The sequence below is a fragment of the Trichocoleus sp. FACHB-40 genome, from assembly GCF_014695915.1.
In the GTDB taxonomy this organism is placed as follows: domain Bacteria; phylum Cyanobacteriota; class Cyanobacteriia; order Cyanobacteriales; family FACHB-T130; genus Funiculus; species Funiculus sociatus.
The window spans coordinates 13,901-36,380 of record NZ_JACJPF010000024.1 but is presented as its reverse complement, the minus strand read 5'-3'; the positions used below and the strand labels follow the sequence as shown (position 1 = coordinate 36,380).

Sequence of the window (22,480 nt, the reverse complement as noted above, 5' to 3'; positions counted from 1 at the left end):
CCAGACTTCTTGAAGAAGTCGGGCATCTAGATCCAATTTCGGTGACATTCACTCAAAATTGATTGTCCCAAAAAGCTGATGGCGATATTCCGCAAGAATTTAAAAGACTGCGATCGCCAACATCAAATAACCTCAGTACCAGAATTGCGATTGTTGAGTATCAATGTCTGCACTGATTCCGATTTCAACCTTCTTCATTGGCTGTCACGGGTTACTGGCTCTAGGTTTGTCCTATCGGGTGGCGATGGAACGTACCCGGACTCGCATTTGGCATGGTGCGACCCCCGCAGAAATTGCCTCACAGCCCAATTACTTGAAGCATCCCAACGCCTGGGCAGCATTTGTAGAGAAACTGACGCAACAATCCGTTGTCACGAAAGAGGTGGATGATGGGGTGTTGCAGCGGACGATCCGGGCGCATGGCAATTTCACCGAGTATCTGCCTCTCGGCTTGTTATTTCTGATTGCCTTGGAGTGGATGCAAGCCGCATCTGGAATGCTGTGGCTGCTGGGTGCAACGCTGATTCTGGCGCGGATTGCTCATGCTTGGGGATTGATCCAAACCTATGGGCCGTCACCGGGACGGGCGATTGGCTTTTTTGGCACCTGGTTAGTTTATATCGTCGGTAGTGTAGCCTGTCTTTACTACAGCGTGCGGCAATTCTAATCCTTCACCCACCGAATCTAATTGAATCATGACGATGCTGAGAGCGATTGATACCGACATTTGGGTTGCTGAACAACCGCTGAAATATTTTGGGTTAGAAGTTGGGACGAGAATGACGGTGATTCGTCTGAACGATAACAAATTAATGGTCATCTCACCAATTCGCATTGATGAGGCACTGATTAATCAATTGAATCAATTAGGAGACGTTGGTTACATCGTTGTTCCCAATTTGTATCATCACTTGTTCGTCGCCCAGTTCAAGCAGATTTATCCTGATGCAGAACTTTGGGCAACATCGGGTTTAGAACAGAAGCGCCCCGATTTAGTGATTGACCAGATTCTTAGCGATCGCACCAGCCAGCTTTTTGATGGCGTTGAAGCTGCGATGGTTACAGGGTTCAACACACTGGATATCAAAGGATACTCTCCTCTGAATGAATGGGTTTTCTTCCATGCCAAAAGTCGCACTTTGATTGTGACCGACCTGGCATTTCATTTTGATGGAAACAGTTCGCTTACTACACAGTTAGTTGCCAAACTGATCGGTAGCTACCAGCAACTTCGTCCATCATTACTGGAAAAAATCGCAACTCAGGAGAAAACCCAGGTAAAGCAGTCCATTCAACAGATCCTCTCCTGGGATTTTGACCGAGCGATCGTGGCACACGGCAGCATTCTGGAGCAGGATGGTAAGCGACAGTTTCAAATAGGCTATGAGTGGTTTCTAGGAACGTCTCTCTAATTAAGACATTGGAGTTCGCATGGCAACTTATCTGATTACGGGTACCAATCGGGGAATTGGTTACGAATATTGCCGCCAACTGCAAGCGCGGGGCGATCGCGTTATTGCCGTCTGTCGCAGTGCTTCTGAGGAATTGAAGCAGCTAGGGGTGCAGGTTGAGGAGGGGGTTGATATTACCTCTGATGCTTCGGTTGCTTCTTTGCGCGATCGCCTTGATGGTACGACTATTGATGTCCTGATTAACAATGCAGGAATTGTCAAGCGCGTGACGCTGGAAGACTTAGATTTTGAGAGCATTCGAGAGCAGTTTGAGGTGAATGCTCTGGGGCCTTTACGAGTGACTCACGCGCTATTGCCACTTCTCAAAGCCGGCTCCAAAATCGCCTTGATGACAAGTCGGATGGGTTCGATCACAGATAATACCTCTGGCAGTTCCTATGGCTACCGAATGTCTAAAGTAGCGTTGTCAATGGCTGGCAAGTCGCTATCTCTCGATCTCAAACCGCGTGCGATCGCAGTGGCAATTCTGCATCCTGGGTTAGTTCAAACCCGCATGACGAATTTTACATCTGGTGGCATTACTCCAGAAGAGTCCGTCAAGGGCTTGTTGGCTCGGATTGATGAATTGACGTTGGAGAATACAGGTACTTTTTGGCACGCTAATGGAGAGGTGCTGCCGTGGTAAGTATGGGTGGATCGCCGTTGAGTTTGGTGTAATAGTAGATGAATGCAAGGTATTGCCTCTGTTTTTCAGTGTGTTGGGGTTCTAGGTTGTAAGCACGGAGCCAAGGACGATGGAGAGCATTAAAGTAAGGCAACGTGTTGGACAAGATGGCATCCTCTATCTTGAAATTCCTGTAGGGCTAAGAGAGCAGGATCTGGAAGTAATGGTGATTTATCAGCCTGTTCCATCGTTAACAACCATTGAACCCTCATTAGAATCTCTCTATGGTATCTGTGCGGATGACCCGATTATTCTGGATGAAGAGGGGATTGCAGAAGCTCTTGATGATGACCTTGCCGGAGCTTTTGACTAGGAATGCGTTACCTGTTGGATACGAATGTTTGTGTGACGTATTTGAATAGTCGTTCAACTTCGGTGCGTGATCGCTTGCTTTCTACACCTACGGAAGACATGGCTGTGTGTTCGGTGGTCAAAGCTGAACTATTTTATGGTGCGCTACGAAGCAATAACCCAACTCGAACGCTAGAACGGCAACAGGAATTTTTGAGGCGGTTTGTCTGGCTGCCTTTTGGAGATGAGGCTGCGAGCGCGTGTGGTCAAATTCGTGCGCGTCTTGCCAGCGTGGGAACTCCGATTGGTGCTTATGATTTGCAAATTGCAGCCATCGCTCTGGCAAATAATTTAACTCTGGTGACACATAATACACGAGAGTTTAGGCGGATTGAGGGGTTGCAGGTTGAGGATTGGGAAATTGAGGCGTAAGCGATCGCTTCCGCTACAATATGCGATTGCTCTCTCTTCATCAAGAATGCGATCGCCAAAATGCTTGAAGGAAGTTCTCAGCACATGGAAGCGATCGTAGCATAGGGAGTATCTACGCACTCAACTCAACTAAATACACACACTAGACCAGTTCTTTAAGGCTAGAGGCAGCTTCGTTGAGTTGTTGAGCAGCGGTTTTAGTTTGACTGATAACATTAGTTGTTCGGCTTGCCCCCTGGTTTAGAGAGTTCATCGCTTCAAAAACTTGTTGTATGGCAACAGCTTGCTGTTGAGCAGTCAACGAAATTTGCTGGCTATTTAGGGTAATCGTATTCACAGCGTTAGCAACATTATTAAATGTCTGAGCGCTCCTGTTGCTGAGATTCATGCCTTCACTAACGGTTTTTGTCCCTTCGTCCGTTACCATAGCCGTTGAGGTAATGGCTAATTGAATATCGTTGACCAGATTAGCAATCTTTTGGGCTGATCCTTTGCTTTGGTCGGCCAATTTGCGAATTTCTGAAGCAACGACTGAAAATCCTCTTCCAGCTTCACCTGCCCGAACTGCTTCCACAGCAGCATTAAGTGAAAGCATATTGGTTTGATTGGCTAAGTCCCTAGCCAAGCTAGAAATAGTACCAATTTGTCGGGTTTGCTCACTTAGGCAGGAAATCCGATCCGCGATCGCTCCTACCTTATTTTTCAAAGTATCCATACTGTTGAGGGTTTGACTAACAACCTGAGTTCCATTGTCTGCTAAGTTTAGAGCTTGCTTTGCTTCTATTAGAGCTACTTCAACCTGCTCTGCTGACTGACGCGCCGAACTGCCTAACTCATTCATTGTGGCGGTTGTTTGACTAACGGCGGAAGCTTGTTCTACTGCTAACTCTTCTTGCTCTTGGATAGCGGATGTGATTTGATTAGTTACCGCAGAGATGGTAGAACTCACCTCGCGAATTGATTGAATTGAGTTTACTAACATCCGCAGCACAAAAATCCAAACCAGTATTAAGATTATCAAGGTTGCAATCACGATCAAGATTGCGATCGATGCTTTTTGGGTTTGTGTCTTGAGCGAGTTTTCTGCATACTGTTGCATAGCAGATGTAACCTGCCCCATTGCTGCTGTATAAATCTGTTTTTGTGTTTCATATTCTTGACCAAACAAAAGCTCGGATGCTAGTTGCCGCTGACCCCGTTGAACCAACTGAAACGCCTCTTCTTCCATAGCCAGCAGCTTTTGAGCAGAAGCATTAATCTGCTCGCTAGCCTTGCCCTCAAAAACAGTCGGGATTAACTTTGTCGCTTCTGCCAGCGCTGCAATAACTTGGGGGTCATATTTTTGGTAACGCTCTATCCATTGAGAATCACCTGTTGCAACAGCCATGTGAGCTGACATCGTTAGCACTTCATCAAGATAGGTAATCTCTGCGCTCAATTGTTGAATCCGCATATCTTGTGTCTGGATTCTTTTGAAAGCTTGGTAAGAATCCCACACATACCAACCAATCCCTCCAATCAAGGTGAGAGTAAGTGCTAAGGGAACTGTTAGAAGCTGGAGACGAGAGAGACTCCCAGAAGATAATATTTTAGATTTCATACTCAGGCGTATTATCACAATAAAGATATAGATTTAGTCATTGACAAGGTTCACCTAAACAACATAAGTACTCGTCCCTGCTCTATATCTCTAATATTAGGATTTCCTCTTAATATTTGCTGTGTTATTTATTGATAAGGAGAGCGATCACTTTCGGTATACTATGCTAAGCGATCGCTCTCCCTTCACGAATAATGCGATCGCCCAAATGCTCAAAGAAAGTTCTCAGCAAATGGAAGCGATCGCATTCTAGGAAAAATCTAACCAGCTGTTAGACTGGCTCACTTAATCTCTGGGGATCGCACTTGTTTAGTGTTGGGTGAGTGCAATCCGTATCTTCAAGGAGGTGTCTTTGCTCGTAGTCGATAACCTTTGCACCACCGCCGATCAAACCAGCAGTCCAGTACAGTATGGTATTAGTCCACGCTGCATCTGTTGATAGTGCGATCGCTCATCACCGTAGGTTGAATCGGGCTTTGAAAAACCAACATCTCATTATTTCTGTGATTGATTTGACAGCATTGCGGTTGTTTGCCAGCGCTTAGCATTATCGTTGTGCAGCCAAATAATATTTGGTCGCAATTGTCTTTGGTATGATTAGCGATATGAAATTGCCCAAAGAAGTTCTACACGACTGGGTTGCTGCCTATAACGCTCGCGATCCTTACGCACTCATCGAGCTTTATCACGATGATGCCATCAACCATCAGGTTGCCTTTGGTGCCCCACTTCAAGGGCGGGAGGCACTGCTTGAGAGTTTCATCGCCTTCTTCAATGCCTTTCCAGACAACTACACGCATCCTGAAAATATCTTCGAGGATGGCGAGTGGGCGATCGTTGAGTGGAGCGGTGGCGGCACATTCTTGGGTGAGCTTGGCGGCAACCCACCAACCGGCAAGAGTTTTACACTACGCGGGTGTGGCTTCTTTCAGGTCATTGATGGCAAAATTCGTTTCCAGCGTGGCTACATAGACAAGTACACTTGGTTCACGCAAATTGGTTTACCAGTCTCATAGGCTTGTAAGTGTTGCACAACAACGAAGCTCAGCCGAGTGTCGGCAGCGAAGGCGGCTTAAGTTTGCCTTTCGTCTTCTGAGTTGATCGGTGCAAACCAATAGAGAGATCGCCTTTGTATCTCAAACTGAAACAAACCAACCGATTCAATCGCAAACTTGCCAGACTGGAGACGACATCGAGATTAAAGAATACTTAAGCTAGCGATATGAAGCGCTCTATTGTAGTTGGGTTACTAACATTTCTGGCTATTGGCTGTAGTACAAATCTTCCAACATCCTCCACTCAATCTCCCGCGCCTGTGGCAATTGCTGCCAAACCTACTCCCAACTCTGCAACCGTCCAAAGTCGGGATGTCTTTTACCTGAGCGATCTCTTTGGGTTTCGCTTCGTATCCCCAAAGGCCTATGTGATTACGCCTACCGAAACCACTCAATCGACGAAGCCAAGTCCGCCTCTGGAAGTCCTAGAAGTCTGGCAGCAGAAAGATTTTTTGAACCGGGGGAATTTACCTGAAACTCCTCCGATCGTCAGCATCACCATTTACGACAACTCCAAGCGGTTGCCCCTAACCAGCTGGAAAGGCGAACTCAGCCAAAATGACGATCGCCCCCTCACCGTTGCGGGACAGAAAGCGATCGCTTACACTTCGACTGGACTCTACGAGTCTGATAACGTGCTGTTCAGCAGCGCTGATGGTCGCTATGTATTTCGGCTACAAGGCGCTTACCTGCAAAAGAACGATTCCATCCGGCAGGTATTTCAGGACATCGTTAAAAGCTTCACCTTCGATGCGATCGCTAGCACCTCTCCTAATAAATGGCGCATCAACTACAGCCGCCTCAAAAGCCTTTTAGCAGCCGGTGACTGGCGGGGTGCGGATGTAGAGACTCGCGCCATCTTCCAGCGATTGCAGAAGCTCCAAGGACAGGGTGCAGACTTACTCTACGGCAGCAAAACCCTGCTCAATAGTCTTCCCTGCGAAGACTTTCGTAGCATAGACACTCTCTGGTCGCAAGCCAGTAAGGGACGCTTTGGCTATAGCGCTCAAAAGCGCATCTGGCAGCAGACAGCCTCCCAGACGAAAAATCCGAAAGCACGAGTTGAGCAGTTTGGACAGGCAGTGGGATGGCGCAGAAGCCAACCATTACCGGAAAACAATCCTTTTGGGGTCGTGTTAGCTGGAACCAAATGGCGATTCGATTCGGAACTGAACTCTACTGCTACGGCACCAATCGGACAGTTTCCTTGGGGAGGAATTTCCTCCAACTTGCTGAGTGACATGCTCAGCGAACCCGGTTGTGGCAGTTGTACCACGGATGCCATTTATCTTGCTAGCGATCGCTATTATGACTACGTGCCTGCTTTGTTTACCAAGCTCAATCAGTGTCAAGTTCGCTAGTAAGGCGAACTGACAAGTCAATGACTCGAAAGGTCAAATTAATCCGGGGAGGAACCGGACGTTTAGTCTTAGGAATTTGATGCTGCCAGTAATGCTGCGTTGTCCCTTGCATCAGTAGAAAACTACCAGAAGTTAACTCAAGTTGATGCTTCAAGCCTTTTTCGGCTCGGTGCCGCAGTATGAACCGCCGTGTTCCTCCCAAACTCAGAGAACCAATAACTGGATTGTGTCCTAGCTCTGGTTCATCATCGCTGTGCCACCCCATGCTGTCGTTGCCATCTCGGTAGAGATTGAGCAACACACTGTTGAACACCACACCAGAAACCGCTTCAGCCTTTGCCTTGAGGTCGAGTAGTGTGCCTGTCCAGGGAGAGGGGTGCATCGTGATGCCAGAGTAAGTGTAGGATTTACCGGGATCGGCATACCAAGCCGTCAGCCTCGGTTGAGGCATTGAACGCCCGTAAATGGTAATCCAGTCCTGTCGCCAGTCGATTGTTTCAGTCAGTTGTGTGAGCAAGCGATCGCTTTCCTGCCCATCCAGCAGAGACGGGTAGAACACGATATCTGCGTCAGGTAGTTGCAGAGGGACACTGAGCATAAGACAAACACAACTGAGGGAGGCAAGAAATCAGTTTCATTATTACTTCATCGGGTTAGCTCGCGGCTAACAGTTGCGTAATTCCTGGTACTTATATTTACTCTCTAAGGCTTCTGCTAACCATCTCAGACAATAACTTTGTTGTAAGCCGGAAGACTACCGTAGTTTTGGTTGAAAAAAACTCTACTCAGAAACAACGGAAGCACCTACCGCTCTAACAGTGCTTTTCTCTAGAATTGATGCCATGCCCATGCGTCAGCCAAAAATGCGCTCAAGGGCAATAGGTTGAATGGATGGAAACTGCCGTGCGAACTCTTAAACTACCTTCTGGACAATTAATTCCGATTCTTGGTATGGGCACCTGGCAGATGGGGGAGAATGCCAGAAATCGCCAGAGCGAAATTGATGCCTTACGCCACGGACTCGATTTGGGTTTATCTTTGATTGACACTGCCGAAATGTATGGCGAAGGCGGTGCAGAGGAAGTAATCGCCCACGCGATCGCAAATCGTCGTGCATCCGTCTTTCTAGTTAGCAAAGTCTACCCTCATAACGCCTCGAAGCGAGGAACAATTGCTGCCTGCGAAAGAAGTCTCCAACGCTTGAAAACCGACTATCTTGACCTTTACCTGCTCCACTGGCGCGGTTCTGTGCCACTGGTAGAGACTTTGGAAGCATTTCAAACGCTGCAACAAGCAGGCAAAATTCGCAGCTATGGGGTGAGTAACTTTGATGTCGAGGATATGGAAGAAGTCATTGGGTTGAAGGGTGGGAAAGCAATTGCTACCAATCAAGTCCTCTACAACCTGATGCGACGGGGAATTGAGTGGAATTTACTGCCCTGGTGTCAGCAACGAGGTATCCCTATCATGGCGTATTCCCCGATTGAGCAAGGGCGTTTGCTGAACAATCAAGCACTCAAGGCGATCGCAGGGGAACGAGGAGTCACTACGGCTCAAGTAGCAATCGCCTGGTTGTTGCATCAGGAAAATGTAATTGTAATCCCCAAATCCAGCCGCATTGACCATGTAGAGCAGAATTATGCTGCCCTGAATTTGAAATTGAGTGCTGATGAATTGGCTTCCTTAGATGCTGCTTTTCCAGCACCTACTAAACCTGTTTCCTTAGAAATGCTGTAAACACTTCTCCAAAGAACTCAACGGATTTATCTCGCGTTAGATAGTGTCTCAAATGAGCAAGAGTGCCTACCATGACGAGTAAACTTACAGAGCAAACGCATGGCTCAACGATCTGGAATTTTCCCCACCTTCTTCATCTCTGGCTTTGAGTGTTCGACGTTTCTCTGGAAGGACAAGCAGCGGCGGAATCTGATTAAGGAGACACAGCACGATCGCCACGCGCAGGAAGACTACAACATATTGCGATCGCTGGGGATTGATGTGGCACGCGAAGCGATTCCTTGGCCGTTAGTCGATCGCGGTGGCTGCTACGACTTCTCTAGCCTTGACCCCATGATTGAAGCGATGCAGGAGACGCAGATTCTTCCCATCTGGGATCTGTGCCACTACGGATATCCAGACGATCTCGATCCATTTTCTGATGAGTTTAGCGATCGCTTTGCCCGTTACTGTCGCGCAGCAGCAGAGTATGTAATTCCCCGCTTACCAGGCCCCTATTTTTTCACGCCGATTAATGAGATTACCTTTTTCTCGTTCTGCGGTGGCGAGTGGGGTTGGGTGGCTCCTTATAAAACCACAAAAGAAGACCGTTTTCGCTTGCGATTGGCGTTGTGTAAGGCAGCGATCGCAGGAGTTAAGGCAATTCGAGAAGTGGAACCCGCCTCAAGGATGGTTCACATTGATCCCTTGGTTCAGGTGGTCGCACCGCGCGATCACCCGGATTTAGTCGAGGCAGCGCATCACGAAACCTATGTGGACACATTCCTCGCATGGGACATCCTTTACGGAAAAGAACACCCGGAACTCGGCGGTTCCCCGGAAATTCTCGATATCGTTGGTGCAAATAACTATTCCTTTGGTCAGATGGAATACCGGGAACAGGGGCCCCATCAAGCGCTCGAACCCCACGACGATCGCATCAAACCGCTCCATGACTTAATGCAGCGCGTCTGGGAGCGGTATCACAGACCGATGATCATTGGCGAAACCAGTGGGTTGGAAGAAGGAAGAGATGAGTGGCTAAAGGACGTAGTGGAAGAGTCTCTGGCGGCGGTTAATTCTGGCATGGATCTGCATGGAATCTGTTTATTTCCCGCTGTTGATATGCCGGATTGGCATACGGGTGAGTGGCTACACAACGGAATTTGTGACCTGGTGGAGGAAGGGGATAATCTCAGACGTGTGCCTTACGAACCCTATATTGCAGAACTGCGACGCTGGCAGAAGGAATTCAATCGGGTCATGACACTTGATACTGATCCGTTGAGTGATCCAGTAGAACTGCAAGATGTGATTGACGCGGCTAAACGATTGCAGCCAGAAGCTGATCGCAATTGGAGTTAAAAATTCGGCGTTGCTGAATAGCGGTATGAATTATTGAGGAACCGGAACATCCCAGAATTTCAGATAATGTAGTAACAATCTAATTGAGTGTCTCAGTAGTTCTTCAGATTTGGAATAGCACAGTGTCTTGCGATGCAGTCGAGCTCGCGGAGTGTCTAAGCCTTGTGTTTTCCCCCTCAACCCGTGTCATGTATGTCTTGCTGACAATCTGGTCGCCGTCTGGAATAAAGCTTGGATAAACCGACCATCCATCAGTGACATAGAAATAGCACTGCCATGCCTGCACAATTGGCCACAACGGTCGAAATGTTTCTGCACTGTGGTCACCTAAGACCCACCCTAAGATCCCTTGCTTGAAGTGGTCAACTGCTGTCCACAGCCAGATTTTGTTTTTTTTGAACCGACAAAGGTTTCTAATTCATCTAGCTCACCCACCAGGGGAACAGTCTCTGGCTCGTAAGCATCAGGCAGCAGTTGTCCCACGCGCTTGACCCAAGTAATCACCGTCGTATGATGCACACCTTTGACTCGTTCGATACCCCGAAAGCCCATGCCGTTAACATACATTTTCAGACATTCTCGTTTGACTTCATCTGAGTAGCCTTTCGGTGGTTCGTAGCGCTCGATGAACTGGCGACCACAAACAACACAAATGTGATTTTGTTTACCTTGTTTCTTCCCATTTTTACGGATATGGGTGGAACCGCATTCAGGGCATTGCATCCTCAATTGACCTCTATTCATACTTCCATTATGCAACGCCAAAAATTCAATTCAGCACCGTCATTCATCCGTAACCTTCCCTCGCATCGACTTAATCTGCGGCTTAAAATCTTGATGGCTGCCGGAATAACCGCGAAGAGTCAAGGGTTGCTCTTAGACTTTCTGGCAATCAATGCCCATGCTGCATTGGGTAAAGCAAACTGACCATAACAACGCTGAATTTCGACTTGGTAGCCCACCTGTTGCAGCATCGTGGCAATTTCTGCTGCTGCATATAGAACCCATTAAGCAAGCCAAAAGTTAAAAGTCAAAAAAGTACAATTTAGCGGGTGTCAGACCGCAAAAGTGCAGGATAACATTACAGATAAGCGTGTTATACAGGTCTTGTGCGGTTGAATAAATAGTTATGCCGCTTTAGTTATTGATGGGGGCATGGTTACAAGGTTATCTGTTGGCAGCCAGCGTCAAGCGAGGCTGCACATAGTTTAAAGTTGCAGGATAAGCCATTTGGGGTTTTGTCGTTTCACACCTCTGTGCCATGCGGCGCGATCTATCTGTAAGTGAAAAAGTTTATGAACGAAAATCTGATTTGTCGTCATACGTTCAACGCCCAACACCTGGTAGATTCTTATCCACCAAAACTGTATGACACAAACAAGAAAATTGTTTACCAGTGCGCTTGTCCCCCTGCCTCTAAGTTTAGTGGTCAGTTAGTGTTCTCACGATGGCGTGCAATGCCATTTCCAAATATTCTTTCCTTTTCAGAGTCTCAAACTGAGTTTCATCAGCAACCAAGTTACTTTGGTTACGAGCCATCAAATCAGAACAGTAACCAGGTTGAGTGGTATCTCAATTTCGCCCATTCTGACCTTTTCTGTGCATACGGTGGTTCGCTATTCGCTCAGGATGAGATGCAGGTAGCTGAACATCCTGCTCTTGGTTCGCTTCGAGAAGCATTGTTAGATGCAGGCATTCAGCCGCTAACCGTAGAGGCAGGAGAACCCACACCTGTCCTGATTTGTGGAGTTGAACGGCGATGTGAGATCGCTACTAATCCAAATGCAGAAGAGGGAAGACCTTTTGGGCTTTATGGTAACAATTTCGGACGTGCTACAGCAAAAGCCATTGAACTGGCAACAAAACCACTCAATCCACCCACAATTACCAACATTATCGCTATGGAAGCCCCTTCAGGTGGCTATGGCTCTTACTCCCAAGAAGATATTGAATATATTCTTGCGACAGCGTTTACTGGATTTTCGGCGGCAAGGATTGAATCATACTCACAATTGAAAGAACCGATTGTGATAATTCATACTGGTTTCTGGGGATGCGGAGCCTACGGAGGTAATCGTGTATTGATGGCTCTTTTGCAACTTTTGGCGGCTCGTCTTGCACAGGTAAATCGCTTGGTTTTCCATACAGGTGATACTACAGGTTCTCAGGCTTTTGCAACTGCTCAACAAATTCTCAATCAGGATTTAGCACCCATTGGTTCAAGTGTTGAAGTTTCTACTTTAGTAGCAAAGATCCATGCAATGAAGTTTCAATGGGGTGTCAGCGATGGAAATTGAGAGTTGTAATCCAGCGCGATCGCCCATACTCCTCGGTGCCATGCTGTTTGAGAATTGCCAGAATTCCTGGCATCGCTTGCAGAACGTAACTCCTGAAACCGACATCATGAATGTAAACGAGGTCTTTTCTGTACCACTCATTCATCTGTAACTTTTCCTCGCATCGTCTTAAGTTGCGATCGCTTAGTTTTGCTATCCAGACGCTTTCTTTGAGAGCTACGGGTCGGCTTGCTCCTTTTGCGTGGTTTGGCAACTGCGATCGCACTTTTAATCAAGTCTTGCAATCGTTGCAATGCTTCTTCTCGATTTTGCTCTTGGCTGCGGTGTTCTTGAGCCTTGATGACAATGACACCTTCTTTAGTAATGCGTTGGTCGGAAAGCTTCAACAGCCGCTCTTTGTAGCGATCGGGCAGCGAGGAAGCGATGATATCAAAGCGTAGGTGAATGGCAGTCGCCACCTTATTTACATTTTGTCCCCCTGCCCCTTGCGATCGCACCGCACTCATCTCAATCTCATGCTCTGGAATACTTACGGTGTTAGAAATTTGCAGCATGATTGATTCGCTTGATTATAGACAGTGCAGCATTGCACAGAAATTGTTGCCCCGTTTCGCTCTATTGGTGCTGATTCCAGCATAAAGTAGCAGCCTCGCCTCTAGCTCCCTCTCTAGCTGCAATATATCAAACACGGAGTTTTTCTTTCACTACGCCTAGAAACGTTCGCTTTGTACTGCAAGTATTTCCTCGACAACGCTTGAGTGCTTTCATACTGTTCATGCCATTGGCGATCGCTGCACGTATAATTTGCACAACTGGAGGCTTTTATGTCCCAATCTGATTTGGAATACCGCTTGCATTTAAGTTGGAATGCGAATGCTCGTGCTTGGACAAAAGCAGTCCGCGAGCAACTAATATCCAGTCGCCGCGTTGTGACTGATGCCGCCATTGTGGAGGTTTTGGTGGCGCTGCAACCTCGCCGCGTGCTAGATGTTGGATGCGGTGAAGGTTGGCTGGTACGCGCATTAAACGAACGCGGTATCGAAGCCTTTGGGGTAGATGGGAGTCCTGCTTTAGTTCAACAAGCTCACGCAGCAGGTGGTGGTAGGTTTCGCACCCTCTCTTACGATCGGATCGTCAACGACCCAAATCAACTCGATGGACTATACGATCTCGTAGTCTGTAACTTCTCGCTGTTAGGGGAAACCATTGTACCGCTGCTGGCTGCGCTGGGTACAGTTCTAGTACCTAATGGACACCTAGTTGTGCAAACGGTTCACCCGTGGAGTGCCTGTGGCGACACCGCCTACAAAGAGGGCTGGCGAACCGAGCGCTTCACGAGCTTTGGCGAGGACGAGTGGGAGCCAATGCCTTGGTATTTTCGGACTCTCAGTTCGTGGCTGACAGCTTTTAACCAAGCAAAGTTGCAGATACGCCAATGTATTGAACCACTTGAGCCAACAACGCAGCATCCTCTATCGCTTATTCTCGTGTCCTGCGTAGAAGAACAATTTAGAGGATCTCCCTTATTATGATGAGAAATAGTTGAGCAAGCCCCAGTTAGGTTAGTTGTGTTTACAACATCTCGTCTCATCTCAAACTGGCTCTTAGTTGCACTACCAATAGCGCTATGCGCTTGTACATCATCTGATGCTGTCGTTCCAACTCCAAAAAACGTAATTGAAGCTAAGCCACAATCCTTGCCACCATCCGTAAATAATGCTGATAAACTCAACAGCATTCAAGAAGAACGTTACTCGCTGCTCATTCATCGAGTAGACAAGCGCTTAGAGGTACTCAATAACCAAAGCGTTCCGATTTACAAGGCAAGTATTGGTATTGGTAAGGGCGGACTCAAAGACAAACAAAATATGAATGACTTTGTTACTCCCACAGGCGAGATGAGGGTAGACTTGATTCTCTACAAAAAATCTGAGTACAACCAGATTTCCCAAGATAACGTTAAGCGTTTTGTCAAAGTTACTCAGTATCGCAGCTTAGTTAACCCTCGGCAAGGATTAGCTCAGCTATTCAAGAACATGAGTTCTCTTGACTTTGATGGGAACGGTAGCCCAGACAGTGCCTATGGCAATGGCTATATCGGACTCACTTCAACGGCAAGCATCACGGGTCCTAAAATGAGTACATTCCAGGGAACGCCCTACTGGTTCTCAATTGCACTTCATGGTACACCCAATCCGGAGAATATTGGTCAAGCTAACTCAGGTGGCTGCATCCATCTCGACTCCAACACATTGCAGCAGTTAATTGAGAAGGGTTGGGTGAAGTTAGGTACCAAAGTAACGGTTGTTGATTAATGTATTGACGTGGTTGTGTTTTCTGCGATCGCGGTAATGCTCTTTGTTCCTAAATCAAGCTGACTATAAACAAGTTAGTTTTCTCCTAAAATTGCCCCTTCATCACTTATTATTCGCGCCTTTGTATAGTTAGCTTCTGCAATTGGCACCGCACTCCGCACCTTTATATCTGAAGATTTGGCAGAAGTTTGTATTGATTGGCTGCAACGGCGCTTAGAAGTTTCTACCTTATTGAGGTTTTGCCCGCCTGCCCCTTGAGAGGGCATTGCACTCATCTCAATCTCATACTCTGGGATACTCACCGTGTTAGAAATTTGTAGCATAATTTAACAATTGCTCAGAGATGAGCCGCACCAATATTTGAGCAAATTTTGCTCTGATTCACCTTTACAGATTATCTCCTGGCAAACCTGGTTGTAAGGAAAGCAAGCCGATGGATCGATTGAACTTCAATGTAGTCCAGCAGTTCTGGACGATCGCCAAGTCCTATTGGTCAGGGGATGAGAAATGGCAAGCCAGAGGGTTACTGCTGGGCGTTGTGCTATGTTTGCTGGCGTATACGGGGTTGAGTGTGGTACTCAACAATAAGCGAGGGGTGCTGATTTCATCGCTCTCAGCCCGTGATGAGCCACGCTTTTGGCAAACTGTCATCATTTTCGTCGGTGTGTTGGTAATTTATGCACCCCTTTTAGCAGGCTATACTTATTTGCGCGATCGCCTGAGTTTGCAATGGCGCAAATGGCTAACCCATCGATTCGTAGATAGCTACTTTCAGAATCGCTCCTACTATAATCTGCATATCTCTGGCACCGAAATCGATAACCCAGATCAGCGAATCTCGGAAGATGTTCGCAGTTTTACCCAAGAATCTCTCACCTTTTTGCTGCGGTTGGTGGAGTCGGTGCTGTCAACGATTGCCTTCAGCAGCGTACTCTGGGGTATTTCTAAACCGCTGGTGTTGTTTCTGGTGCTGTATGCCTTGATTGGCACCCTGGTGACGACGGTTGTATTTGGGAAGCCGCTTGTCCGACTGAATTTTGAGCAACTGAAGAAGGAAGCCAACTTACGTTTCGGTCTGGTGAGAATTCGGGAGAATGCAGAAGCGATCGCTTTTTACCAAGGTGAAGAACGGGAGTCAAACCAAGTTAAGCAGCGGTTTTTCGATGTATTTGAGAATGTCAAACGGCTGCTGGTTTGGGAATTGAACTTAAATGTTCTCACAAATGCTTATGAGTTTATCCCGTTTATCTTGCCTGCTTTAGTGGTTGCACCGGCGATTTTTGCCGGAGAAATGGAGGTAGGTAAAGTTTCTGAGGCGCAAGGCGCTTTTGTGAGAGTCTTTTTCTCGCTGAATGTTGTCGTTGCTCGTTTCCAGCAATTAACCACGTTTGGCGCTGGAATTAACCGTCTCTATACCTTTGCAGAATTTTTAGAGCGGACGGAATCGAATCAGGAACAGCCTAAAATTCAAACGGTGGAAGCGGAACGCCTCGCTGTCGAACATCTCAACCTGCAAACGCCCAACTATCAACGCACATTAGTAGAAGATTTGTCGATAGAGTTAGCTGCGGGAGAGGGACTTTTGGTGATGGGGCCAAGTGGTTGTGGTAAGAGTTCCCTGCTGAGAGCGATCGCGGGACTATGGGATTCTGGTACAGGAACCATTATTCGTCCTGAATCCAACCAGATCCTATTTTTGCCGCAACGTCCCTATATGGTGCTGGGTACTCTGCGCGATCAATTGCTCTATCCGAACACGCACCTTGAGGTTGACGACGAACACTTAAAGCAAGTGCTGGAACAGGTGAATTTAGCAGGTTTAGAGGAAAGATTTGGCGGTTTTGATGCCCAGGAGGATTGGGCAGATGTCCTCTCTTTGGGTGAACAACAACGGCTAACCTTCGCCCGGTTGCTGCTGAACAAACCCAAGTACGCCATCTTAGATGAAGCAACCAGCGCCCTAGATTTGGACAACGAGGAGCGGTTGTATAAACATTTGCAGGCGAAAGGGACTACTTTCTTAAGTGTGGGACATCGCGCTACTTTGGCGAATTATCATCAGTCTTTGCTGGAATCCCAGGATAGGACTTGGCAGCTTAAACAACCTTTGGCTCTTGTCGAAGAACAACCGGAGTTGTTGGAACTTCCATCAACCACCTGATATTTTAAGGCGCTCGGCGGAAGCATCCCATTTGTGCAAAAATACCTGGTCATTGAAATAGCCAATTCAATGGAGGCTGGCAAGCACAAGTCCAGCCATAACCCAATTTATGACGGTAGACAAATCAAATCGTTGGTTTAAATGCAGTGCAGTTCGCTAAAGTTTAAAAAGATATGAATAGTATTGATGGAGAACCCAAATCCCAAATGATACCGTTGTGGACTAAATCTTTTAGTGCTTTTTGCTTGGGTCTGCTTGTGATGTTCGCAGGTAATATCGTTCTGGTTGGTTGTAGTGAAGCCGCTAAAAATTCCGAACCTGTAGAAGAATCGGAAAAAGAATCCCAGAACGTTAATAAGGCTGATGATGACGATGAAGAGGGCCAAGAGAAAACTCAACCCTCTGAAAATGAGGACGATGAGGAGAAGGATGGAGAAGATAAGGATTAGCAGCGGCGATTCACCTAGCATGGTTACTTTATAAGCGCAGCCAGCGATTCGCGTGTACTTCGACAAGGAATTGCTGGTTCCTTTCTTACTTAATATTCTCACTGTAAGGCGTTCTGATTGAAGTATGGCAAAGCCGGAAAATCCCCTCACGGGAGAAGCTCTCATCAAGGAAGTCTGTCGGCGGATTCGGGTTGCCCGTAGCTACTGGGATGCTCATAATAATGCTGCTTGTCGGGGAGAACGCGATCGCGCGTTAGCCCTTTACAACACGCTGACCAAAGAACAAAAAGACCAGATTCCGCAGCAGTTGCGGGTGTGGCTTCGCTACCGCAGTGAAAAATACTTTGGCGCACACCGAACGCCGCCCAAGTCGAAACGAAAGTCGAAATAGTGTTTTCCTTGGGTTGTCAGGGAAAGCGCGATCGCACTATGAAACCAGAGGCTTACCTAAAGTAAGGGGGCGCTGGTCTAACTCTATTGCTTTGTAAGATTAAGCGATTAATTGCTCAATAAATTTTCCAATATCTGTTTTTGATAGTTCCTCAAGAGTCATTTCTTTTGCCATTCGCCAATTATCTGCTTTGCTCCACCCATATTGGGACTTAATCTTAAGACTTTCATAGGGGTTAAGTGCAGAAAATTTATCTCCTTTAATCGCTTTTACTGCGTGATCTGGAAAATAATTTTCAATAGCCCGATATTTAAGAACATGGTATATAATACCAATTTGTTTGCATGTATCAACAAATTCTTTTCTGTCAATGGCTAATTCTTCATCAGGTGCTTCTAGCTCACTATCAATTAGTGCGTATATATTGTCAGAAATACGTTTAATTTCTTGTAATTCATCTCTAAATGCTCCATTTATAAGACTACTACCACCCAAAGGTAAAAGAAGAATTTCGTGTTCTTTTCCATACTTGCGGAGGAATTGTTGGATAGTTTTGACTTCTGTTGGTCCTTCAACAAGCAAGACTTTATTGAAGCCAAACTCTCTGTAAGCAGAAAAACTCAACTCACCAAGAAACTCCGACAAATGCTTTGAACTCTTTGTTTTATCAAACTCATTTATCTCACTACCTTCATTTTTTTTGTCTTTGTGAACTACATAAATTTGTTCAGCGCTTGCTCTTGCTAGCCCCATACTATGAGTGCTGAAGAGGATTCCATGCTCAGCATAATTTCCAAGTGTAGTTAAGAAGTCAAGTTGTAATGAAGGATGAAGGTTAAGCTCAGGTTCATCAATAAGAATATAAGATGGCTGATTTACAGCAACATTTGCAAGAATTAAGAAAAATTGAGAAAGCCCAGAGCCAATTTCTGAAAGGCTATAGACCTCACCATTGATAACGAATTGAATTGTTTGATCGTTGACTGATGAATTAATATCTATACTCTCAAAATCGAAAATTCGCTTTATGTCGTTCTGTAATGTATATGCTCTCTTTACTAATTCCTTATTATTTCCTGTTTTAGATTCACGCCACCGTTGAATAAGAGACAATCCAACATTGATATCAAAATAGCTAGTATGAAGGGATTGTATAGTCCTAACTTGATTTATATCTTGAGTTGGAAAAAGATTTATTACATTTCTAAATGGGCCGATATACAATGTTTGACCTAGAAATATAAGTGAATCTAAAAATGCTGAGGATATTTCTGCTAAAATTGTACCACTTCCCTCAATTACAAAAGCATTTTTCTGCCCGTCAAAAGAGTGTTTTGGGTGGCTTATTAGAAGCTTATTTTTTCCAAAAACATGACCAACGTATTTTAAATTTCTTTGAACTGTAATTGTCAGTTTTTTAGGAATCAGTGTTTTTCCAAACTCTGATTTATCTTCACGCAAAAAATCTAGTTCTATTACTAATGGACGATTATTGGTATTGCAAAAAATCTCTTGATTGTCTAAAAGCTCTTTGGGAGGATTAAAAGTATGCTCCAGCCCAGCAGAGAAGTCTAGCCAAGTCCTTGTCTCAGAAAGAGGCGATAAAAGGGATCGGAACTCATAAAAGAATTTGAGTAAAGCAGTTTTTCCAGAATTGTTTATTCCTATAAGTGCAGTAAAACCCTTACGAAGGGTAATTCTTGCGGGCTTGGAATCGGAGAAGCACCTGTAATTCTTTAAAGTTATTTTAATTTGCATATTGGTTGATAAACTAATTGCCTAGAGGTAAGTTAAGTTGTTAACACAGTACGATTGCTAATCTTGTGGCTACCTACGACAGGAAAATCACCATCGTTTTCCACTCACTACATTATATCTATCGGCTCTAGGAAGCAATTTGCCTGCCATTGACAACGCTACTTTCGACATCCGGTAGCCATAGGAACTACCAGAGGTATTATCTGCGACCATTACACGAAACTGTCAGCGTAAAGCATCTTGCTAGAATTCCGGTATCTGTTTCCCGTGAGCAATTCTATACAACCTTTTGAAGGTACTGAAGCGATCGCTTACGCCTCAATTTCCCAATCCTTAACCTGCAACCCCTCAATCCGTCCAAACTCTCTTGTATTATGTGTCACCAGAGTCAAATTATTTGCCAGAGCGATCGCGGCAATTTGCAAGTCGTAAGCCCCAATGGGTATCCCTTTAGTTTCTAACTGTACCCGGATCACCCCAAAGATAGTAGCAGCGAGATCGTCAAAAGGGAGTGAGACAAATTGCGCCAAGAATGCCTGTTGTAGGGCAAAGTTGCGTTCTGGATTAGCGCTTTTCATCGCTCCAAAGCAAAGTTCTGCCTTGACGATCGAACATACAGCTATCTCTTGAATGGGAACCGCCTCAAGCCTCTGCTTTAAGTTCAAATTTCTGCCTTTTAGATAAATAATGCAGACATTTGTATCAAGAAGATATTTCATTACAAAGGTTCGCGTTCAGGTTGTTCGTTTTGAGGATGCCTAATAAATGAGTCATCCTGAATACATCCGTAAAACTGTGAAACAGATGCAGCTTCAACACCTTTGGGCAGGCTAGTTTGATAGACAATGACAACCTCGATATCTGTATCTCTCATATCAGGTAAATGAACCTTCAAAAGACCATCGCTACCGATATGGGATTTTAGTGTAATGCTGTGCATAGTTCTCACTCCTTACCTACAAACTGACTTCCTCACCCAATTCTTGCAAAATTCCCTATAACTCCGCTATATGTCACCAGCGTTAAATTATTTGCCAGAGCGATTCCTTCGGAAAGTTTCGCTAACGCTGCAATTTGCAAATCATAGGCACCAATCGGAGTTACCTCACTGGCAAGACGCGCACGAATTTGACCAGACGCGATCGCAACCTCATCCCCAAAAGGAAGCGAGGCAAACCGCCCAACTTATAAGCAATTCTAAAAGAAGGCGATCGCAAACAAAGCCTCATCCATTCATGCCTCTATCTTGGGCGAAGTGTTGCCAAGCCAAGGGAAACAGAATCATTCATCGAGAGTCATTAGTAAGTAGTTCATCACTACTACTTTTGGCTTGAGTATGAAGAAAACAACTGTCTTAACAGTAACCGTCCTCGCGATCGCTACACTTGTGGGGACATCTGTGGCAAAATCGGCTGGCTTCTTCACTCAAGCACCAACCCCTTCCGTGGCTCAAGCTAAACCATCTTGGGAAAACTCCAAGCTAGTTCACAAGTTGCCCACTGTCGCCAACTATGCCAAGTTTAGTTCTAATGGGCTTCTACTCGTGTGTAATGGTGAACAGGGTAAAGCCATTCAATTGTGGGATGTAAGGAAAGGGGAATTACTCTCATCTATCAAAGCCGACGATACCACTTCCTTTGGAGATGTTTCCATCAGCTCTGATGGACAGTTTGTTGCCAGCATCGTCTACTCGCAAATTGATAAATCAATAGCAGTTGGTCTGTGGAATAGCAAAACCGGAGAAGCGATCTGGAAAAAACCGATTGTCACCAATAGTGCAGAGTTTCGCTCCCCTAATGATTCTGGCGAAAATTTCCCGGCTAGCATTATTTCCAGCCTGGAATTTAGCCCAAACGGACAATTTATTGCCAGTAGCGCCCGAAAATATTTTGGTTCCGAAAATCCGCAGATTCAGCTATGGGATGTAGCAACCGGCGAAAAGCGTTTTGTACTCAGGAGTAATATCAAATCTTTACGAAGGATGAGTTTTAGCCCTGATAGCCAAGTGTTAGCCAGCCTCGGTTCCAATGAATCTATCCTCAAGGGAGGAACTTATCACTGGCAAGGCTTAATTCAACTTTGGAATCCTAACACAGGTCAACTCCTCCATACCCTAAAAGAAAAAAATGAGTTACTTCCCCAGAGCATGGCCTTTAGCCCGGATGGTCAAACCTTAACCAGTCTGTCAAAAGACGCGATATATGAAGCTCACCTCCGCACTTGGGACGTGAAAACGGGTGGAACTGTGCGTACTGTTTCGGCTTCGGTAGACAGAACGGATGACCAGTTATCACTCAGTCCTGATGCTAAAACTTATCTGGTTGCTGGTCAGGTAGCTGGTTCACGTATTATTAATGCCGAAATTCGCAAGCAATGGCCTCTTAGTGGTTTTGATGTGAGTAGTGGTGCTAGTACAGGATTATTTAGTCCAGATGGTCAGATGTTGGCTGTTCCAACGGTAGGAGGAATTCCGATTTGGCAAGCTGGGAATTAGTAACTGGGGTTTTTCTGAAAGTCTAATGAACTAAGCTTGAACAGGAACTGTCCGATATTTCAAATAGTGGAGCAGCAAGCGGAGGGAACACTTCAACATCAAGGGCTGACGCAGGAGTAGCACTTTCGTTTTACGGTGCAGCCGTACCAGGTAATGTCCCTTTCTAGATTGCGATCGCTTCCATCTGCTGAGAATTTTCTTTGAGCATTTGGGCGATCGTTCAGCGTGCGATCGCTACAAAAATGCACTATGTTTGTCTTGGTGAAGGGAACTCGTGCAGGCGATCGCTTTCGCTTGGATACTGGTTATCCTATCCTAATAGAGCCAAGGTAAATTCAATGGGAACCGAATCGATAAAAACTGCCATGCAGGATAAACTGTTCGAGGCTAAAACACCCCTTGGATGCAAACTGTGGGAGATTCGCCTTTACTGGGGTGGGAAGAAGTAGAAAAAGAAGTGAGTGCCGAAATCAGCGCGATCGCACCATTGATTAAAATGCACCTATATTGATTCTGGGAAAGCAGCAAGCCATGACTCAAGCCTTACCCAAAGCGATCGCATTGGAAGACTTTCTAGAGTGGAAGCCCCAAATTGGACGCTATGAACTGCATAACGGGGTGATTCAGATTTTTAAGATGGGAGTGCTGAGTGAACAACA

28 protein-coding genes and 4 pseudogenes are annotated in these 22,480 nt (G+C 45.9%); 20 read left to right on the top strand and 12 right to left on the bottom strand.

Translation table 11 applies throughout. The features are described from left to right. The first annotated feature begins 163 nt into the window (after positions 1–163). From H6F63_RS01200 to H6F63_RS01180, 5 genes are all read left to right on the top strand, one after another. Entirely contained in the window at positions 164–667 is a 504-nt protein-coding gene (locus H6F63_RS01200; protein ID WP_190634181.1) for an MAPEG family protein, read from the top strand. A 28-nt stretch (positions 668–695) separates the two neighbouring features. Further along, entirely contained in the window at positions 696–1,412 is a 717-nt protein-coding gene (locus tag H6F63_RS01195) for a DUF4336 domain-containing protein (RefSeq protein WP_242019454.1), read from the top strand. Between the two features lie 19 nt (positions 1,413–1,431). Then, a complete protein-coding gene (locus tag H6F63_RS01190) occupies positions 1,432–2,097 on the top strand; it encodes an SDR family oxidoreductase (RefSeq protein WP_190634179.1) in 666 nt (221 codons plus the stop codon). 109 nt (positions 2,098–2,206) lie between these two features. Further along, positions 2,207–2,449, top strand: a complete 243-nt coding sequence (locus H6F63_RS01185; protein ID WP_190634176.1) for a hypothetical protein — start codon at positions 2,207–2,209, stop codon at positions 2,447–2,449. Between the two features lie 2 nt (positions 2,450–2,451). Continuing rightward, positions 2,452–2,859 (top strand): type II toxin-antitoxin system VapC family toxin, encoded by a 408-nt coding sequence (locus H6F63_RS01180; protein ID WP_190634174.1) that lies wholly within the window; start codon positions 2,452–2,454, stop codon positions 2,857–2,859. A gap of 142 nt (positions 2,860–3,001) precedes the next feature. Here the strand turns inward: H6F63_RS01180 and H6F63_RS01175 are convergent, their stop codons facing one another. Beyond that, the gene (locus tag H6F63_RS01175) at positions 3,002–4,459 is read right to left on the bottom strand and encodes a methyl-accepting chemotaxis protein (protein ID WP_190634172.1); all 1,458 of its coding nucleotides are present in this window, start codon (positions 4,457–4,459) and stop codon (positions 3,002–3,004) included. A 121-nt stretch (positions 4,460–4,580) separates the two neighbouring features. On the opposite strand from H6F63_RS01175, the gene H6F63_RS30330 reads away from it, so the two are divergent. From H6F63_RS30330 to H6F63_RS01165, 4 genes are all read left to right on the top strand, one after another. Then, positions 4,581–4,712 (top strand): hypothetical protein, encoded by a 132-nt coding sequence (locus H6F63_RS30330; RefSeq protein ID WP_277876316.1) that lies wholly within the window; start codon positions 4,581–4,583, stop codon positions 4,710–4,712. Between the two features lie 157 nt (positions 4,713–4,869). Then, positions 4,870–5,004 carry a hypothetical protein gene (locus H6F63_RS30325; protein WP_277876315.1) on the top strand — a complete coding sequence of 45 codons (135 nt, stop codon included), beginning with the start codon at positions 4,870–4,872 and terminating at the stop codon, positions 5,002–5,004. A gap of 27 nt (positions 5,005–5,031) precedes the next feature. Next, positions 5,032–5,475, top strand: coding sequence for an ester cyclase (locus H6F63_RS01170; RefSeq protein WP_242019453.1), 444 nt, complete (start codon positions 5,032–5,034; stop codon positions 5,473–5,475). A 206-nt stretch (positions 5,476–5,681) separates the two neighbouring features. Next, complete coding sequence (locus H6F63_RS01165; protein WP_190634171.1) at positions 5,682–6,875, top strand: GUN4 domain-containing protein; 1,194 nt, start codon at positions 5,682–5,684, stop codon at positions 6,873–6,875. Here H6F63_RS01165 and H6F63_RS01160 read toward each other — a convergent pair. Further along, positions 6,853–7,473: an alpha-ketoglutarate-dependent dioxygenase AlkB gene (locus tag H6F63_RS01160; protein WP_190634168.1), complete on the bottom strand. Its 621-nt coding sequence runs from the start codon at positions 7,471–7,473 to the stop codon at positions 6,853–6,855. The two genes, H6F63_RS01165 and H6F63_RS01160, sit on opposite strands and share 23 nt — an antisense overlap. Positions 7,474–7,766: 293 nt before the next feature. Here H6F63_RS01160 and H6F63_RS01155 point away from each other — a divergent pair, with 293 nt between their 5' ends. Both H6F63_RS01155 and H6F63_RS01150 read left to right on the top strand, forming a co-directional pair. Next, positions 7,767–8,612 (top strand): aldo/keto reductase, encoded by an 846-nt coding sequence (locus tag H6F63_RS01155; RefSeq protein ID WP_190634167.1) that lies wholly within the window; start codon positions 7,767–7,769, stop codon positions 8,610–8,612. Positions 8,613–8,711: 99 nt separating this feature from the next. Further along, positions 8,712–9,956 carry a family 1 glycosylhydrolase gene (locus tag H6F63_RS01150; RefSeq protein WP_190634165.1) on the top strand — a complete coding sequence of 415 codons (1,245 nt, stop codon included), beginning with the start codon at positions 8,712–8,714 and terminating at the stop codon, positions 9,954–9,956. A 30-nt stretch (positions 9,957–9,986) separates the two neighbouring features. Here the strand turns inward: H6F63_RS01150 and H6F63_RS01145 are convergent. Beyond that, positions 9,987–10,679: pseudogene (locus H6F63_RS01145) on the bottom strand (IS1 family transposase). Positions 10,680–11,251: 572 nt separating this feature from the next. Here H6F63_RS01145 and H6F63_RS01140 point away from each other — a divergent pair. Beyond that, positions 11,252–12,253 (top strand): hypothetical protein, encoded by a 1,002-nt coding sequence (locus H6F63_RS01140; RefSeq protein WP_190634163.1) that lies wholly within the window; start codon positions 11,252–11,254, stop codon positions 12,251–12,253. Here the strand turns inward: H6F63_RS01140 and H6F63_RS01135 are convergent. The 3 genes from H6F63_RS01135 to H6F63_RS30320 form a co-directional block, all read right to left on the bottom strand. Beyond that, positions 12,237–12,398 carry a hypothetical protein gene (locus H6F63_RS01135; RefSeq protein ID WP_190634161.1) on the bottom strand — a complete coding sequence of 54 codons (162 nt, stop codon included), beginning with the start codon at positions 12,396–12,398 and terminating at the stop codon, positions 12,237–12,239. The two genes, H6F63_RS01140 and H6F63_RS01135, sit on opposite strands and share 17 nt — an antisense overlap. Continuing rightward, positions 12,391–12,807, bottom strand: a complete 417-nt coding sequence (gene arfB, locus H6F63_RS01130) for an alternative ribosome rescue aminoacyl-tRNA hydrolase ArfB (RefSeq protein WP_190634160.1) — start codon at positions 12,805–12,807, stop codon at positions 12,391–12,393. The genes H6F63_RS01135 and arfB overlap by 8 nt, the downstream gene beginning before the upstream one ends. Positions 12,808–12,934: 127 nt before the next feature. Next, a complete protein-coding gene (locus tag H6F63_RS30320; protein WP_277876314.1) occupies positions 12,935–13,063 on the bottom strand; it encodes a hypothetical protein in 129 nt (42 codons plus the stop codon). Between the two features lie 14 nt (positions 13,064–13,077). On the opposite strand from H6F63_RS30320, the gene H6F63_RS01125 reads away from it, so the two are divergent. After that, entirely contained in the window at positions 13,078–13,785 is a 708-nt protein-coding gene (locus H6F63_RS01125) for a class I SAM-dependent methyltransferase (RefSeq protein ID WP_190634157.1), read from the top strand. 36 nt (positions 13,786–13,821) lie between these two features. Beyond that, a complete protein-coding gene (locus tag H6F63_RS01120; RefSeq protein ID WP_190634155.1) occupies positions 13,822–14,568 on the top strand; it encodes a L,D-transpeptidase in 747 nt (248 codons plus the stop codon). A gap of 215 nt (positions 14,569–14,783) precedes the next feature. Here the strand turns inward: H6F63_RS01120 and H6F63_RS30810 are convergent. Beyond that, a pseudogene (locus H6F63_RS30810) lies at positions 14,784–14,891 on the bottom strand (aminoacyl-tRNA hydrolase); the annotation flags it as partial. A 110-nt stretch (positions 14,892–15,001) separates the two neighbouring features. On the opposite strand from H6F63_RS30810, the gene H6F63_RS01110 reads away from it, so the two are divergent. The 3 genes from H6F63_RS01110 to H6F63_RS01100 all read left to right on the top strand — a co-directional run bounded on the left by H6F63_RS01110 (position 15,002) and on the right by H6F63_RS01100 (position 17,569). After that, positions 15,002–16,729: an ABC transporter ATP-binding protein/permease gene (locus tag H6F63_RS01110; protein ID WP_190634151.1), complete on the top strand. Its 1,728-nt coding sequence runs from the start codon at positions 15,002–15,004 to the stop codon at positions 16,727–16,729. 173 nt (positions 16,730–16,902) lie between these two features. Beyond that, positions 16,903–17,178, top strand: coding sequence for a hypothetical protein (locus H6F63_RS01105; RefSeq protein WP_190634149.1), 276 nt, complete (start codon positions 16,903–16,905; stop codon positions 17,176–17,178). A gap of 124 nt (positions 17,179–17,302) precedes the next feature. Next, on the top strand, positions 17,303–17,569 hold the full coding sequence (locus tag H6F63_RS01100) for a Precorrin-3B methylase (RefSeq protein WP_190439531.1): 267 nt from the start codon (positions 17,303–17,305) through the stop codon (positions 17,567–17,569). A 99-nt stretch (positions 17,570–17,668) separates the two neighbouring features. Here H6F63_RS01100 and H6F63_RS01095 read toward each other — a convergent pair whose 3' ends face one another. The 4 genes and pseudogenes from H6F63_RS01095 to H6F63_RS01080 all read right to left on the bottom strand — a co-directional run bounded on the left by H6F63_RS01095 (position 17,669) and on the right by H6F63_RS01080 (position 20,267). Further along, entirely contained in the window at positions 17,669–19,327 is a 1,659-nt protein-coding gene (locus H6F63_RS01095; RefSeq protein ID WP_190634147.1) for an AAA family ATPase, read from the bottom strand. 138 nt (positions 19,328–19,465) lie between these two features. Then, positions 19,466–19,537, bottom strand: a pseudogene (locus H6F63_RS01090) (short-chain dehydrogenase); the annotation flags it as partial. A gap of 101 nt (positions 19,538–19,638) precedes the next feature. Continuing rightward, on the bottom strand, positions 19,639–20,046 hold the full coding sequence (locus H6F63_RS01085) for a type II toxin-antitoxin system VapC family toxin (RefSeq protein ID WP_190634145.1): 408 nt from the start codon (positions 20,044–20,046) through the stop codon (positions 19,639–19,641). Continuing rightward, entirely contained in the window at positions 20,046–20,267 is a 222-nt protein-coding gene (locus H6F63_RS01080) for a hypothetical protein (protein WP_190427764.1), read from the bottom strand. Before H6F63_RS01080 ends, H6F63_RS01085 begins: the two co-directional genes overlap by 1 nt. A gap of 70 nt (positions 20,268–20,337) precedes the next feature. Here H6F63_RS01080 and H6F63_RS01075 point away from each other — a divergent pair, with 70 nt between their 5' ends. Together H6F63_RS01075 and H6F63_RS01070 are read left to right on the top strand one after the other, a co-directional pair. Beyond that, a complete protein-coding gene (locus H6F63_RS01075) occupies positions 20,338–20,661 on the top strand; it encodes a hypothetical protein (protein WP_190634143.1) in 324 nt (107 codons plus the stop codon). A 2-nt stretch (positions 20,662–20,663) separates the two neighbouring features. Then, positions 20,664–21,821: a hypothetical protein gene (locus H6F63_RS01070; protein WP_190634141.1), complete on the top strand. Its 1,158-nt coding sequence runs from the start codon at positions 20,664–20,666 to the stop codon at positions 21,819–21,821. A 98-nt stretch (positions 21,822–21,919) separates the two neighbouring features. Here the strand turns inward: H6F63_RS01070 and H6F63_RS01065 are convergent, their stop codons facing one another. Continuing rightward, positions 21,920–22,069 (bottom strand): hypothetical protein, encoded by a 150-nt coding sequence (locus H6F63_RS01065; RefSeq protein WP_190634139.1) that lies wholly within the window; start codon positions 22,067–22,069, stop codon positions 21,920–21,922. 283 nt (positions 22,070–22,352) lie between these two features. Between H6F63_RS01065 and H6F63_RS30805 the strand changes: the two are divergent. Then, positions 22,353–22,445, top strand: a pseudogene (locus H6F63_RS30805) (Uma2 family endonuclease); the annotation flags it as partial. Between the last annotated feature and the right edge of the window lie 35 nt (positions 22,446–22,480).

Coding starts and splice junctions, on each gene's coding strand:
- H6F63_RS01200 (WP_190634181.1), top strand. CDS start 164: ATGTCTGCACTGATTCCGATTTCAACCTTCTTCATTGGCTGTCACGGG.
- H6F63_RS01085 (WP_190634145.1), bottom strand. CDS start 20,046: ATGAAATATCTTCTTGATACAAATGTCTGCATTATTTATCTAAAAGGC.
- H6F63_RS01080 (WP_190427764.1), bottom strand. CDS start 20,267: ATGCACAGCATTACACTAAAATCCCATATCGGTAGCGATGGTCTTTTG.
- H6F63_RS01195 (WP_242019454.1), top strand. CDS start 696: ATGACGATGCTGAGAGCGATTGATACCGACATTTGGGTTGCTGAACAA.
- H6F63_RS01110 (WP_190634151.1), top strand. CDS start 15,002: ATGGATCGATTGAACTTCAATGTAGTCCAGCAGTTCTGGACGATCGCC.
- H6F63_RS01140 (WP_190634163.1), top strand. CDS start 11,252: ATGAACGAAAATCTGATTTGTCGTCATACGTTCAACGCCCAACACCTG.
- H6F63_RS01190 (WP_190634179.1), top strand. CDS start 1,432: ATGGCAACTTATCTGATTACGGGTACCAATCGGGGAATTGGTTACGAA.
- arfB (WP_190634160.1), bottom strand. CDS start 12,807: ATGCTGCAAATTTCTAACACCGTAAGTATTCCAGAGCATGAGATTGAG.
- H6F63_RS01075 (WP_190634143.1), top strand. CDS start 20,338: ATGTCACCAGCGTTAAATTATTTGCCAGAGCGATTCCTTCGGAAAGTT.
- H6F63_RS01070 (WP_190634141.1), top strand. CDS start 20,664: ATGAAGAAAACAACTGTCTTAACAGTAACCGTCCTCGCGATCGCTACA.
- H6F63_RS01165 (WP_190634171.1), top strand. CDS start 5,682: ATGAAGCGCTCTATTGTAGTTGGGTTACTAACATTTCTGGCTATTGGC.
- H6F63_RS01105 (WP_190634149.1), top strand. CDS start 16,903: ATGAATAGTATTGATGGAGAACCCAAATCCCAAATGATACCGTTGTGG.
- H6F63_RS30325 (WP_277876315.1), top strand. CDS start 4,870: ATGGTATTAGTCCACGCTGCATCTGTTGATAGTGCGATCGCTCATCAC.
- H6F63_RS01135 (WP_190634161.1), bottom strand. CDS start 12,398: ATGAATGAGTGGTACAGAAAAGACCTCGTTTACATTCATGATGTCGGT.
- H6F63_RS01125 (WP_190634157.1), top strand. CDS start 13,078: ATGTCCCAATCTGATTTGGAATACCGCTTGCATTTAAGTTGGAATGCG.
- H6F63_RS01160 (WP_190634168.1), bottom strand. CDS start 7,473: ATGCTCAGTGTCCCTCTGCAACTACCTGACGCAGATATCGTGTTCTAC.
- H6F63_RS01100 (WP_190439531.1), top strand. CDS start 17,303: ATGGCAAAGCCGGAAAATCCCCTCACGGGAGAAGCTCTCATCAAGGAA.
- H6F63_RS01150 (WP_190634165.1), top strand. CDS start 8,712: ATGGCTCAACGATCTGGAATTTTCCCCACCTTCTTCATCTCTGGCTTT.
- H6F63_RS01155 (WP_190634167.1), top strand. CDS start 7,767: ATGGAAACTGCCGTGCGAACTCTTAAACTACCTTCTGGACAATTAATT.
- H6F63_RS01180 (WP_190634174.1), top strand. CDS start 2,452: ATGCGTTACCTGTTGGATACGAATGTTTGTGTGACGTATTTGAATAGT.
- H6F63_RS01095 (WP_190634147.1), bottom strand. CDS start 19,327: ATGCAAATTAAAATAACTTTAAAGAATTACAGGTGCTTCTCCGATTCC.
- H6F63_RS01175 (WP_190634172.1), bottom strand. CDS start 4,459: ATGAAATCTAAAATATTATCTTCTGGGAGTCTCTCTCGTCTCCAGCTT.
- H6F63_RS01185 (WP_190634176.1), top strand. CDS start 2,207: ATGGAGAGCATTAAAGTAAGGCAACGTGTTGGACAAGATGGCATCCTC.